Genomic DNA, 12,660 nt, shown 5'->3' with positions numbered 1-12,660 from the left:
TCCCGGCGCGGGATCGCGCGTACGGTGCCTCTCGGCGCGGGATCACGCCCGGCGCGGGCCGTTTCAGCGACGGGCTCCGCCGGGCTTCGGGCACCCGAGGCGGGCGCGGCCAGGCCTGGGGCGCGGACCGTGTCCGGCCGGCGGGCGTACGGGGGCGTTCAGCGCGGGGTCGGGCCGGGCCAGAGCTCGGCCACCGTCTCCACGTCGAGCAAGGGCCGCACCACCACCTCGCCCGTCGCCCGGTCGATCACGATGCACCCCGCGCCGGCCGTGTCCGGCAGGCAGGCCGGGTCGTCGGGCTCCAGATCGCGCACCCACCCGACGTACCCGCCTTCGAAGCCGTAGACGCCCACGGGCACCGCCTCCTCCGGCGGCCGGACCCCGTTGAAGTACTCCTCAGCCAGCGCTCTGGCCTGCTCCAGGTTCATCGCGGCCGTCCCTGCCTGTCGAGGATCACGCAGAACACCCCGGTCACCGTCCGGTACGGCGGCTCGACCGACATGTGGCCCCGCTGCGCGTCGATCCAGATCACCTCGCCCTCGAAGTTGACCGCGTTCCACGCGTGGCTGCCGCCGCCCGGCCAGCGCACCACGATCACGGCGCTCGCGCCGTGGCCGGCCTCGGCGAGCCGGTGGGCGATCATCGGGTAGGCGTGCCTGCCCTGTCCGGCGTACTGCAGGCGATGGCCGACCCAGCGCTCGATCCGCGCCACGCTGCCCTGCTCGCCGGTCAGCACCGGGCGGCCTATCCGGTCGTACTCGGGCAGCCGGGGCGCGGCCGCCGCGGGCTCGCCGTGCCACGTGGACAGCACCGCGAGGGCGCAGTCGGCGGCGTTGGACGCCCTGAACGGGTCGTCGGCCGGGCCGCCGCCGTTGATCAGGCGCACCCACGTGCCGCGCGGGTCGGGAAAGCGTGCGCAGCCGCGCACCGCCTCGGCGAGATCCCGCTCCACCTGCGGGTCGGGGTGCACGAGCCCGCCCGGCACGCCGTAGGGACGGCTGTCGGCCAGCCTGGGCGGCCGGTGCGGGCCGTCGAACCAGTCGCCGCCGTCAGCAGGCCGCGCGGCCGCCGCGGGCACGAGCTCGTCCGATGGCGCGGCGGAGAATGCGGAATCGGCATCGCTCTCGGCGGCGTGCTCGTAGTCGAGCCACCGCATGCCACCGGCGACGACGGGGTTGTATCGGCCATCTGGAAGGACCCACCGGACACTCGGCTTGTGCTCGCGAAACACGGCCTGCCTCCTGTCATGCTTCGACGACGATCGTAGAGGCGGCGCGGTGACAAGGGGGCGAAGTCGGCGAGATTCCCCGCAAGAGCCAGGCCATCTACCTGGGCAAACGTCGCATACCTCAGCTCACGCGCACGGTGATCGTGTGATAGCCGGTGGCGCCGTCGGGGGCGGGCGGAGCCTGCTGCTCGGTCTGCGTGCGCCCGGCCGCGTCGGTCGCGCGCACCTGGATGGTGTGCTCGCCCGGCGTCGCGTCCCAGTCGATCGACCACTGCCGCCAGGTGTCCGGTCCCGGCACCTCGGCGAGCTTCGCCACCCGCCACTGGCCGCCGTCCACCCGCACCTCGACCGCGTCGATGCCGGTGTGCTGCGCCCAGGCCACCCCGGCGATCGTGGTGCGGCCCGCCCGCACCTTGTCGCCGGAGCCGGGGACGTCGATGCGCGACTGCGTCTTGATCGGGCCCTTCTCCGCCCAGCCGCGCGGAGTCCAGTACGCCACGTCGGTGTCGAACCTCGTCACCTTGATGTCCACGACCCACTTGGTCGCCGAGACGTAACCGTACAGGCCGGGCACCACCTGCCGTACCGGGAAACCGTGATCGACCGGGAGCGGCTCGCCGTTCATCGCGATCGCGAACAGCGCGTCGCGGCCGTCCATGACGACGTCCACCGGGGTGCCGCAGGTGAAGCCGTCGGCGGAGGTGGACAGCAGCATGTCGGCGTCGGAACGCAGGCCCGCCTCGCGCAGCACGTCGGCCATGCGCGCGCCGAGCCAGCGGGCGTTGCCGGCGTACGGGCCGCCCACCTCGTTGGAGACGCAGGTCAGGGTGACGTCCGCCTCGGTGAGCGGGCGCTTGAGCAGCTCGGCGTACGTCAGCTCGATCGGGCGATCCACCAGGCCGTGGATGCGCAGCGTCCAGTCGCGGGGGTCCACCTGGGGGACGACGATGGCGGTGTCCACCCGGTAGAAGTCGCTGTTGGGCGTGACGAACGGCGTCAGCCCCGGGATCTTGAAGTCCAGGCCGGCGGGGAGCGGCCTGGCCGGGGTCGCGGGCCTGGGCAGCGCCACGCCGGCCCTGGCCGCGTCCACCGCCTGCCGCCCGCCGAGCTGACGGCCCAGCAGGGTCGCCGCGCCCGCCACGGCCACGCCTCCGGCGACGCCGGTCAGCAGCCGCCGCCGGTCGAACTCGGCCACCGTGCCGCCCGGCCGCATCACCGCCGGGCGTTCGGGCTCGCCGGCGGGCGCTTCACGCCGGCCGTCCGCGGCCCCTCCTCGCACCACGGCGGGCTCGGGAGCGCGGTCAGGAGCGCGGTCAGGAGCGCGGTCAGGGGCGCGGTCGGGAGCGCGGTCGGGGGCGCGGTCGGGGGCGCGGTCGGGGGCCAAGGCGGGGACGGCGGTGGTGGCACGGCCCAGCAGCCACCGCAGGGCCCACACACCGGCCAGCGCGCCGAGGACGGTGGGCAGCGGATCGACCGCTCCGGCGCCGGGCCGGGTGAGCACGGCCAGCGCACCGATCACCCCGAACACCGCGAACCCGGCGATCCCGAGGCCCGGCCTGCGCCTGGCGAGCACGCCGATGGCCGCCGCGACCGCGGCCAGCACCACCAGCACGCCACCGACCAGCACGGCCTTGTCGTTCTCACCGAAGGTCCTGATGGCGAAGTCCTTCAGCGGCGCGGGCGCGGCGTCGATCGCGGTGTCCCCCACCGCCACCACGGGGAACGACGAAGGCCCGACGGCCCCGGCCACGAGCTGCGCGACCCCGAGGGCCACGCCTCCTGACACCAGCCCCGCAAGCCCGCCCGCCCAGGCGGGAACGCTCGAATTGCTCACTCCCCGACGCTACGCCCGCAGGCCCCGCGGGATTCTTACGCGATGGTTACGTCTCCTCCGCTCCCCGCCGCCCGAGCCGCCTGGAGACCGTCCAGAAGGCACCACACGCCTCTCTGAGTCCGCCCCGCATCACAAAAAGCCTTGGGGGCCGTGAACGCCCGCAGAACGCGCGCTGACGGCCCGCAGGCGCCCTTCTGGGGTGCGTGCCGGCCGACCGCGCGATGGCGCCGCGCCGTCGGGGGCGGCAGGGCATCTCGCATCGGCCACGTGCCGCGGTGGCGCGCCGCCTCCCGGTCACGTACCGCGACGGCGCACCGTCTCCCGGCCAGCCGCCGTCCCGGGCCGCCGGGCACGTCGCACCGCCAGGTGACGGTGACGCGGCTCCCGGAAGCGTCCGGGTCAGGAGGTGAGGAGGTCGCGGACGATCGGGGCGAGGGCGCGGAAGGCGCGCCCGCGGTGGCTGATCGCGTCCTTCTCCTCGGGCGCCATCTCGGCGGTGGTGCGCTCCTCACCGTCGGGGACGAGGATCGGGTCGTAGCCGAACCCGTTGGTGCCCCTCGGCGTCTTGATGAGCCGGCCGGGCAGCGAGCCGGTGACGACGCGCTCCTCGCCCGAGGGGAGCGCCAGCGCGGCGGCGCAGGCGAAGTGGGCGGTCAGCTTGTCGTCGGGCACGTCGGCGACCTGGGCGAGCAGCAGCTCCAGGTTGGCGCGGTCGTCGCCGTGCCGGCCGGCCCAGCGGGCGGAGAAGACGCCCGGCATGCCGTTGAGCACGTCGACGCAGAGCCCCGAGTCGTCGGCGACAGCGGGCAGCCCGGACGCCTTGGCCACGGCGTGCGCCTTGATGAGGGCGTTCTCCTCGAACGTGACCCCGGTCTCGGCGACCTCGCCGATCGAGGGGAACTCCTCGAGCCCGACGATGTCGAATCCGTCGAGGATGCGCCGGAGCTCCGCGATCTTGCCCTGGTTGCGGGTCGCCAGCACGATCTTCATGAAGCGAGTGCCTCCTGCTGCAGCCGCGTCAGCTCCGCGCAGCCGGTCGCGGCGAGGTCGAGAAGCCTGTCGAGCACGTCGCGGTCGAACGGCGTGCCCTCGGCGGTGCCCTGCACCTCGACGAAGCGGCCGTCACCGGTCATCACGACGTTCATGTCGGTCTCGGCGGCGACGTCCTCGGTGTAGCAGAGGTCGAGCATGGGGACGGTGCCGACCACGCCGACGGAGACGGCCGAGACGGAGTTGATGAGCGGCTCGCCGGGGCACATGCCGCGCTGGCGCATCCACTCGACCGCGTCGGCGAGCGCGACGTAGGCGCCGGTGATGGCGGCCGTTCGCGTGCCGCCGTCGGCCTGGAGCACGTCGCAGTCGAGCAGTACGGAGTTCTCCCCCAACGCTTTGTAATCGACGCAGGCACGCAGCGATCGGCCGATCAGCCGGGAAATCTCGTGAGTACGTCCACCGATTTTTCCCCGAACCGATTCACGATCGTTACGTGTATTGGTCGCCCTTGGCAGCATCGCGTATTCGGCCGTAACCCAGCCCTGGCCGCTCCCCCGACGCCAGCGAGGCACGCTGTCCTGCACGGACGCCGCGCACAACACCCTCGTGCCGCCGAATTCGACCAGCACCGATCCTTCGGCATGGGAGAGCCATTGCCTGGTGATGGTTATGGGACGAAGCTGGTCAGGGTTGCGGCCATCCTGTCGGGACATACAGATCACCCTATCTCCGTGCCACCACACGCTTGACCAAATGTGTCCATCACATGGATCCTGACGCAATGACAACGGGGGTGTTGCGAAACCCTGACTTTCTCCGGTTCCTCGGTTCGCACGCCGCGAACGAACTCGGAGCGAATATTTCGCGTGTGGCGCTGCCGCTCGTGGCGGTGGTGACGCTGCACGCCGGTCCGGCGCAGGTCGGCCTGCTGTCGTCGCTGCAGACGGTGGCGTTCCTCCTGCTCGGCCTCCCCGCCGGGGTGTGGGTCGACAGGATGCGCAAACGCCGGGTGATGATGGCCTCCGACCTCGCACGATTCGTGCTGCTCGGCAGCATCCCGCTGGCGGCCGGCCTTGACCTGCTCAGCATCGAGATGCTGCTGGTGGTGGCCCTGCTGGCGGGCGTGGCCCAGGTGTTCAACGACGTGGCGGACTCGACGTACCTGCCCAACCTGGTCAGCACGACGCAGCTCGGTGACGGCAACGCCAAGCTTGAGACGGTGCGGTCGGGCGCGTTCCTCGCGGGCCCGGGCGTCGGCGGCACGCTGGTGCAATTACTCGGCGCGCCCCGGACGGTCCTGACCACCGCTCTCGGGGCGCTTGCGTCAGCGCTCTTCCTGTCCGCGGTGAAGGTGCCGGACAAGCCGCCGATCGAGAAGGCGGAACGCGGCCCGCTGCTGCAGGACATCAAGGAAGGCGTGGCGTACGTGTGGCAGGACCGCCTGATGCGGGCCTTCAGCGCCTCGTCCGCGCTCGGGAATCTGTGCGTGAGCGGCGTGACGGGCCTGTCGGTGCTGTTCCTCGCCGAAACGGTCAAGCTGGCCCCGGGCGGTATCGGGGCATTACTCATGTCCGGCGGCATAGGCGGTCTGCTCGGCGGGCTGACCGGCGGGTGGCTGATGCGGCGCTTAGGCACCGCCAGGGCGACCCTGCTGGCCACCGCCATCGGGGCGCCCTTCGGGTTGCTGCTCCCGATGACGCAGGCCGACTGGCGGGTCGTCTTCTTCGCGCTCGCGTCGATGATGATCTCGTGGGCCGCCGCCATGTCGAACGTCGGCCAGAGCACCTACCGCCAGACCGTCACGCCCGACCACCTGCTCGGCCGGGTGAACGCGTCGGTGCGGTTCGTGACCTGGGGCGTGATACCGCTCGGCGCGCTGCTCGGCGGCCTCGTCGCCCAGGAGATCGGGGTGCGGCAGGCGTTGTGGCTGCTCATGCTGGGCCGGGCGGTGGCGTTCGTGCCGTTGCTGTTCTCGCCGCTGCCGCGCATGCGCGACTTCGCCGAGGCGCAGCCCCGCCAATGACGCGCGCGGACGGAGCGGACGGAGTCGTGGTGGGCCGCGCGGATGGAGCCGTGGCGGGCCGCGCGGATGGCGTCGTGGCGGGCCGCGCGGATGGAGCCGTGGCGGGCCGCGCGGATGGCGTCGTGACGGGCCGCGCGGATGGAGCCGTGGCGGGCCGGCCGGTCAGGACAGCTGGTAGACGGCGCCGCTGCGGGCCAGCTCCACCGGCCCCGCGTAGCCGCCGGTGGACGCCTCCTCCAGCACGGTCGCCTGGTCGTTCCACGGCACGAGGTGCGTCAGCACGAGCCGGCCCACGCCCGCCTTGGCCGCGTGCTCGGCCGCCTGGCGTCCGGTCAGGTGCAGGTCGGGCGGCAGGTTGGGGCGCTCGACGAACGACGCCTCGCACAGCAGCAGGTCGGTGCCCGCCGCCAGCCTGACCAGCTCCTGCGACTCGCCGGTGTCGCCGGAGTAGGCGATGCTGCTGCGGCCGTTGGTGACGCGGAAGCCGTACGCCTCGACCGGGTGGTTGACCAGGCCGGCGGTCAGCGTGAACGGCCCGATCTCGAACGAGCCCGGACGCAGCGGGACGAACTCGAAGGCCGTCTCCAGCCCGGGCTCGTCGGGCATGCCGTACGCGCCCGCCAGCCGCCTGGGCGCGTCGGCCGGGGCGTAGACGGGGACGATGGGGTACGGCGCGTTCGGCCCGTACGTCCTGGCCACGTGGTAGCCGCAGATGTCGAGGCAGTGGTCGGCGTGCAGGTGGGACAGGCAGATCGCGTCCACGTCGTACAGGCCGATGTGGCGCTGCAGCGCGCCCAGCGAGCCGCTGCCGAGGTCGAGCACCATCCTGAACCCGTCGGCCTCGAGGAGGTAGCAGGACGCGGGACTGTCGGGCCCGGGGTAGCTGCCCGAGCATCCGACGATGGTCACCTTCATGTGGGCCTCCCGTTAGCGGTGGTACCCCCCACTGGTGCGACTTCGACCGCATCGATCTCCGGCCCCAGGAAACGCCGCCCGAGCCGGGCGAAGAGCAGGGAGTCGCCAGTGGCGCGGAAACGGTGCCGGGGGGTGGCGTCGCTTCCTGCCGCCAGACCGCGGTCGTGCAGGATCCGGTAGACGTCCTTGGCCGTCTCGTCGGCGCTGGAGATGAGCGTGACGCCCTCGCCGGCGACGTAGGAGATGGCCCCGGTGAGCAGCGGGTAGTGGGTGCAGCCGAGGATGAGCGTGTCGCAGCCCGCGGCCCTGATGGGCTCCAGGTAGCCGCGCACGACCTCGATCAGCTCGTCGCTCATCGTCTCGCCGCGCTCGACGAACTCCACCAGGCGCGGGGCGGCCACGCCGGTGAGCTCCACGTCGGGGGCGGCGGTGAAGGCGTCGTGGTAGGCCATGGACTCGATCGTCGCCCTGGTGGCGATCACGCCGACCTTGCCGTTGCGGGTGGCGCGCACCGCGCGGCGGGTGGCCGGCATGATCACTTCGACGACGGGGACGTCATAGCGCTCGCGCGCGTCGCGCAGCACGGCGGCGCTCGCGCTGTTGCACGCGATCACGAGCATCTTGACGCCCTGCTCGACCAGGTGGTCCATGACCTCGAGCGCGTACGCCCGCAGCTCCGCGATGGGCTTCGGCCCGTACGGCTGGCGTGCCGTGTCGGCCACGTAGGTGATGGACTCGTGGGGGAGCTGATCGATGATCGCTCGCGCGACCGTCAGGCCGCCCACCCCGCTGTCGAAGATCCCAATGCTCGCGTCCGGCACGTTCTAGAGGGTAGGCGACCTGCGCCGATCAGCACTGCGTAAGAATGCTCACACCGGTGACCCATGAGCATGTCGGGGTGTTGCCTTGGTCACAGTGCGACCCTCGGCTCTGTGATCTTGCGATCGGCTCCGCCTTGAGCCCTGCCCGGTCGGCGTCCGTCAGCCGCGGCCGACGCGGGCGAGCTGGCGCGACTGGGCGACCAGGCGGCCGGTGGAGTCGCGTACCTCGACCTCCTCGTCGAACCAGCCGTCGGCGACCAGCCGGCCGCTGCCGAGCACCGTCAGCCAGCCGGGGGCGGGCAGGGCGCGCAGGTGCCAGGTGAGGTCCACGGTGGGGGCCCAGCCGCGGGCTCCGGAGGAGAAGACGACGGGCGGCAGCGCGTCCACGGCCAGCGCCAGCACGTACGGGTCGGGGTCCTGCGGCTCGGCCATCCTGAAGTACGCGCGGGACTCGGGGCGGCCGGTGGGGCTGCCGTGCAGCCAGCCGATCGTGGGCGGGTCGAAGACCAGCTCGATCTGGGCGTTGAAGGTCATGTTCGACTCGGGCTTGGGGTCGGGGAGCTTGGCGCACTCCTCGATCGGCGGCATCGCATAGGCCGGTTCATCAGCATAAATCGGCTCGACGTCGTGCAGCGTGGCCGTCGTGATCAGGCTCTCGATCTGCGTCACGCCGTCCTGCACCAGGCTCGCACGGGCGAACGCGACCGTCTTGCCCGCCTTCAGCGGCTCCACGATCACCTGGGCGGGACCCGCCACGGGCGCCCTGTGGAACTGCGCCGTCGTGCTCACCGGATGCTCGAACGGCGAGGCGTCCACCGCCGCCCGCAGGATCGTCGCCATCAGGTAGCCGCCGTTGAGCGGCCCGCCGATCGCATATCCAGGGTCGAGACAGACGTCATAGGTGTGATCATCGACTTTGATCGCCTGCGTGGCCTCGTCGAACTTGGTCATCCGCTCCCGCCTCACGTCCGAACTATGTTCTAGACATGCTAGAGCATTCGCCCATCAGCGCGCCTACCTGCGAAAATGTGATTCGGCTGACACCGTTTGATCATGGCTACTGTCACCGAACTCATCGGACAATCCGTTTGGGACTCCAACGGCGTGTGGGTCGGTTTCGTGGTGGACATCCGCGTGGTCAGGCACAAGGGCGAGCTCCAGCAGAGCCACACCGTCTACGGACTGGTGGTCTCCAGCGTGCGCGCGCCGCTCCTGCTCGGCCTCACCCGCGAGCGCCAGGGCCGGTCGCCCTGGCTGTCCCGCCTGCTGGCCCGCATCGTCTACGCCGGTTGCACCTTCGTGCCGTGGGAGAACGTCGTCGACTACGGAGGCGGTGAGGTGCACATCGGCGTCCTGCGAAACGAACTGAATCGGGTCTAATCCGACTTCAGTGCATTGCAAGCGCACATCTAGCAACATCAGCTAACTTCTCTGTGGTCAAAAGTCCACATTGTGAGTTGAGTGATGTCTGCTAACAATCCCCCCTATGGCCAGGATCCTGACCGGACCACGGCGTACAACTGGAACCAGGGGCAGCAGCCGGAGAACCAGCCGACGGCACAGTATCCGGGGCCGCCCTACCCTCCCCAGCAGCCATACGGCCAGCAGGCGGCACAGGGGCCGGCACAGGGGCAGGGTGCATACGGGCATCAGGGGGCCTACGGCCAGCAGCAACAGCCCCCCTACAACCCCCAGTACGGCCAGCAGCCGCAGCAGCAGCCGTACGGCAACCAGCAGGCGCAGGGCGCCTGGCAGCAGCAGGGCTGGCAGCAGCAACCCCAGCAGCAACCCCAGCAGGGCTGGCAGCATCCCCAGCAGCAGTACCAGCAGGGCGGCTGGCAACAGGAGCAGCAGGGCTGGCAGCAGGGCGGCTGGCAGCAGCAGGGGCCTGAGGGCTTCGGCCCGGCCGAGCCCGCGACGAAGGGCCGCAAGAGCTGGATCATCGCGGTGGCGGCGGCGCTGGCCGTCGTCCTCCTCGGCGGCGGCGCGGTGTGGGCCGTCGGTGCGCTCGGCGGCGGCGGCGCCCAGCCGAGCGACGTGCTGCCCGCGAACTCCATCGCCTACGCCCGCTTCGACCTCGACCCGGCCGCGAACCAGAAGGTGGCGCTCTTCCAGATCGCCAGGAAGTTCTCCGCGACCAAGGACGCCTTCTCCGGCGAGGACCCCCGCAAGGCCCTGTTCGACCTGCTGAACGAGGACGGCAGCGCCAAGGCGGACTTCGCCAAGGACATCGACCCCTGGCTGGGCAGCCGCATCGGCATCGCCGCCGTACCGTCCGGCAAGGACGAGCCCGACTTCGCGGTGGCCGTCCAGGTCACCGACCAGGAGGCCGCCAAGGCCGGCATCGCCAAGCTCATGGACGACGACGAGTACGGCATCGCCTTCCGTGACGACTACGCGCTGATCACCAAGTCCCAGGACCTCGCCACCAAGTACGCCGAGGCCGAGGACAGCCTGACGGACAACGCCCAGTTCAGCGAGGACATGGGCGCGGTCGGCGAGCAGGGCGTGCTGTCGTTCTGGGCCTCCCTGGGCGGCCTCGCCGACCTCGCCAAGGGCGAGATCCCGGCCGACCAGGTCAAGCAGATCGACCAGATCAAGAACGCCAGGTTCGCCGGCGCCCTGCGCTTCGACAGCGCCTACGTCGAGCTCGCCGGCGTCATTCGCGGCGCCCAGGGCATGGCCCCGGACGGCGACCTGCCCCACGCGAACATCGCCACGCTGCCCGACACCACGGCGGGCGCCATCTCGATCTCCGGCCTCGACCAGATGGTCGCCAAGCAGTGGACCGAGATCGAAAAGCAGGCGGCGGCCACGGGCAACACCCAGATCTCGCAGACGCTGCAGCAGTTCAAGACCCAGTTCGGCCTGAACCTGCCCGCCGACCTCGCCACCGTGCTCGGCCAGAACTTCACCGTCGCCGTCGACAGCGAGGGCCTGGACAGCAACCAGATCAAGGGCGGCGTGCGCGTCACCACCGACGCGGCCAAGGCGCAGGCGATCGTCGACAAGGTGCTGAACAGGTTCGCGCAGAACGGCCAGCCCGCCCCGCGGATCGCCAAGGTCGCCGGGGACGGCGTCTTCACCGTCGCGACCACCGACGACTACGCCAAGAAGCTGGCCGCAGAGGGCACGCTGGGCGAGTCGGAGACGTTCCAGACGGCCATCCCGAACGCCGACGACGCCAACTTCGCCATCTTCGTCGACCTCGACAAGATCGAGCACCTCTACCTCAACTCGATGCAGGGCGACGACAAGGCCAACGCCCAGGTGCTGCGGGCGGTCGGCCTGAGCGGCGGCTACACCGACACCGAGGCGAACTTCTCGATGCGCCTGCTGTTCAATTGAGCGCATCCGGAGGACGGCGCCTGCTGTTTCGGCCGAACGCTTCCGGAGAACGGCGCCTGCTGTTCAACGAAGCCCTCCGGAGAACGCGAAAAGGCGGCCGGCCCCTGTGCAGGGGGCCGGCCGCCCGCCGTTTTCACGACCTATCGGTGAGCGCGAGGGACCGCACGGAGCCCGCCTGGGCACACCGCGCTCGCCCCCACCCCGGCCCGGGACCGGAGCGAGATCCGCCGGCTCAGGCCCAGAGCTGGCCTTCGAGGCGTTCCTCGGCCTCTTCGAGCGTCCCCTCGTACGCGCCCGTCGACAGGTACTTCCACCCGCCGTCGGCCACGATGAACACGATGTCGGCCCGCTCCCCCGCCTTGACCGCCTTCTTCGCCACCCCCAGCGCCGCGTGCAGCGCGGCCCCGGTGGAGACGCCCGCGAAGATGCCCTCGGAGGCGAGCAGCTCGCGGGTGCGCCGCAGCGCGTCCGCGGAGCCGACCGAGAAGCGGGTCGTCAGCACGGACTCGTCGTAGAGCTCGGGGATGAAGCCCTCGTCGACGTTGCGCAGTCCGTAGACCAGCTCGCCGTAGCGCGGCTCGGCGGCCACGATCTGCACGCCGGGCACGTGTTCGCGCAGGTAGCGCCCGACGCCCATGAGGGTGCCCGTGGTGCCGAGCCCGGCCACGAAGTGGGTGACCGTCGGCAGGTCGGCGAGGATCTCCGGGCCGGTGGTCTCGTAGTGTGAGCGCCAGTTGGCCGGGTTGCCGTACTGGTAGAGCATCACCCACGACGGGTTCTTCGCGGCCAGCTCCTTGGCCACCCGCACGGCCTCGTTGGAGCCGCCGGCAGCGGGCGAGGAGATGATCTCCGCGCCCCACATGCGCAGGAGCTGGCGGCGCTCCTCGGAGGTGTTCTCCGGCATCACGCAGATCAGCTTGTAGCCCTTGAGCTTGGCCGACATGGCCAGCGAGATGCCGGTGTTGCCGCTCGTCGGCTCGAGGATGGTGCAGCCCGGCGTGAGCAGCCCGTCCTTCTCGGCCTGCTGGATCATCCACAGGGCCGGTCTGTCCTTGATCGACCCGGTCGGGTTGCGGTCTTCGAGCTTGGCCCAGATGCGCACCTCGTCCGAGGGCGACAGCCTGGGCAGCCCGACCAGCGGGGTGCGGCCGACCGAGTCGATCAGCGAGTCGAAACGCATGTCACCCGCCGGCCACGGCAGGCAGGACGGTCACCGTGTCGCCGTCGGACAGCGGGGTGCCGAGACCGCCGAGGAAGCGGACGTCCTCGTCGTTCAGGTAGACGTTGACGAAGCGGCGCAGGCTGCCGTCGTCGACGAGCCGCTCCTTGATGCCGGGGTGGCGGGACTCGAGATCGCTGATCAGCTCTTCGAGCGTGGCGCCCTCGGCGCTCACGGCCTTCGCGCCGTCGGTGTAGTTACGCAGGATGGTCGGGATGCGAACCTCGATGGCCATCGCGGTCAGTCTCCTCAGGTCAGTCGTCGTCCCATCGGCAGCAA

General features: G+C 71.2%; 13 protein-coding genes. 3 read left to right on the top strand and 10 right to left on the bottom strand.

Features of this window, described 5'->3' with window-relative positions; translation table 11 throughout:
• Positions 1-158: 158 nt before the first annotated feature.
• The 5 genes from ACGFIM_RS24390 to rph all read right to left on the bottom strand — a co-directional run bounded on the left by ACGFIM_RS24390 (position 159) and on the right by rph (position 4,768).
• Positions 159-428 (bottom strand): hypothetical protein, encoded by a 270-nt coding sequence (locus tag ACGFIM_RS24390; protein WP_393203875.1) that lies wholly within the window; start codon positions 426-428, stop codon positions 159-161.
• Complete coding sequence (locus tag ACGFIM_RS24385; RefSeq protein ID WP_393203873.1) at positions 425-1,156, bottom strand: toxin glutamine deamidase domain-containing protein; 732 nt, start codon at positions 1,154-1,156, stop codon at positions 425-427. Before ACGFIM_RS24385 ends, ACGFIM_RS24390 begins: the two co-directional genes overlap by 4 nt.
• Before the next feature lie 193 nt (positions 1,157-1,349).
• Positions 1,350-3,062 (bottom strand): molybdopterin-dependent oxidoreductase, encoded by a 1,713-nt coding sequence (locus ACGFIM_RS24380; RefSeq protein WP_393203871.1) that lies wholly within the window; start codon positions 3,060-3,062, stop codon positions 1,350-1,352.
• Between the two features lie 399 nt (positions 3,063-3,461).
• On the bottom strand, positions 3,462-4,052 hold the full coding sequence (rdgB, locus tag ACGFIM_RS24375; protein WP_393203869.1) for an RdgB/HAM1 family non-canonical purine NTP pyrophosphatase: 591 nt from the start codon (positions 4,050-4,052) through the stop codon (positions 3,462-3,464).
• Positions 4,049-4,768, bottom strand: a complete 720-nt coding sequence (gene rph / locus ACGFIM_RS24370) for a ribonuclease PH (RefSeq protein WP_393203866.1) — start codon at positions 4,766-4,768, stop codon at positions 4,049-4,051. Before rph ends, rdgB begins: the two co-directional genes overlap by 4 nt.
• Before the next feature lie 53 nt (positions 4,769-4,821).
• Here rph and ACGFIM_RS24365 point away from each other — a divergent pair, with 53 nt between their 5' ends.
• The gene (locus ACGFIM_RS24365; RefSeq protein WP_393203865.1) at positions 4,822-6,078 is read left to right on the top strand and encodes an MFS transporter; all 1,257 of its coding nucleotides are present in this window, start codon (positions 4,822-4,824) and stop codon (positions 6,076-6,078) included.
• 162 nt (positions 6,079-6,240) lie between these two features.
• On the opposite strand, the gene ACGFIM_RS24360 is transcribed toward ACGFIM_RS24365, so the two are convergent.
• From ACGFIM_RS24360 to ACGFIM_RS24350, 3 genes are all read right to left on the bottom strand, one after another.
• Positions 6,241-6,993 carry an MBL fold metallo-hydrolase gene (locus tag ACGFIM_RS24360; protein WP_393203863.1) on the bottom strand — a complete coding sequence of 251 codons (753 nt, stop codon included), beginning with the start codon at positions 6,991-6,993 and terminating at the stop codon, positions 6,241-6,243.
• A complete protein-coding gene (murI, locus tag ACGFIM_RS24355) occupies positions 6,990-7,814 on the bottom strand; it encodes a glutamate racemase (protein ID WP_393203861.1) in 825 nt (274 codons plus the stop codon). The genes ACGFIM_RS24360 and murI overlap by 4 nt, the downstream gene beginning before the upstream one ends.
• Positions 7,815-7,973: 159 nt before the next feature.
• Positions 7,974-8,765 (bottom strand): thioesterase family protein, encoded by a 792-nt coding sequence (locus ACGFIM_RS24350; RefSeq protein ID WP_393203859.1) that lies wholly within the window; start codon positions 8,763-8,765, stop codon positions 7,974-7,976.
• Positions 8,766-8,867: 102 nt separating this feature from the next.
• Between ACGFIM_RS24350 and ACGFIM_RS24345 the strand changes: the two genes are divergently transcribed.
• Both ACGFIM_RS24345 and ACGFIM_RS24340 read left to right on the top strand, forming a co-directional pair.
• The gene (locus ACGFIM_RS24345) at positions 8,868-9,194 is read left to right on the top strand and encodes a hypothetical protein (protein WP_393203857.1); all 327 of its coding nucleotides are present in this window, start codon (positions 8,868-8,870) and stop codon (positions 9,192-9,194) included.
• 84 nt (positions 9,195-9,278) lie between these two features.
• On the top strand, positions 9,279-11,162 hold the full coding sequence (locus ACGFIM_RS24340; RefSeq protein ID WP_393203856.1) for a DUF3352 domain-containing protein: 1,884 nt from the start codon (positions 9,279-9,281) through the stop codon (positions 11,160-11,162).
• 232 nt (positions 11,163-11,394) lie between these two features.
• Here the strand turns inward: ACGFIM_RS24340 and ACGFIM_RS24335 are convergent, their stop codons facing one another.
• Positions 11,395-12,342 carry a PLP-dependent cysteine synthase family protein gene (locus ACGFIM_RS24335; protein WP_393203854.1) on the bottom strand — a complete coding sequence of 316 codons (948 nt, stop codon included), beginning with the start codon at positions 12,340-12,342 and terminating at the stop codon, positions 11,395-11,397.
• A gap of 1 nt (position 12,343) precedes the next feature.
• Positions 12,344-12,616, bottom strand: coding sequence for a MoaD/ThiS family protein (locus ACGFIM_RS24330; protein WP_364061134.1), 273 nt, complete (start codon positions 12,614-12,616; stop codon positions 12,344-12,346).
• Positions 12,617-12,660: the final 44 nt, after the last annotated feature.

It is taken from the genome of Nonomuraea sp. NPDC049309, from assembly GCF_043196965.1.
In the GTDB taxonomy this organism is placed as follows: Bacteria; Actinomycetota; Actinomycetes; order Streptosporangiales; family Streptosporangiaceae; genus Nonomuraea; species Nonomuraea fastidiosa.
Note: the sequence above shows the minus strand (reverse complement) of the source record. Positions and strands in the feature narration are given on the sequence as shown.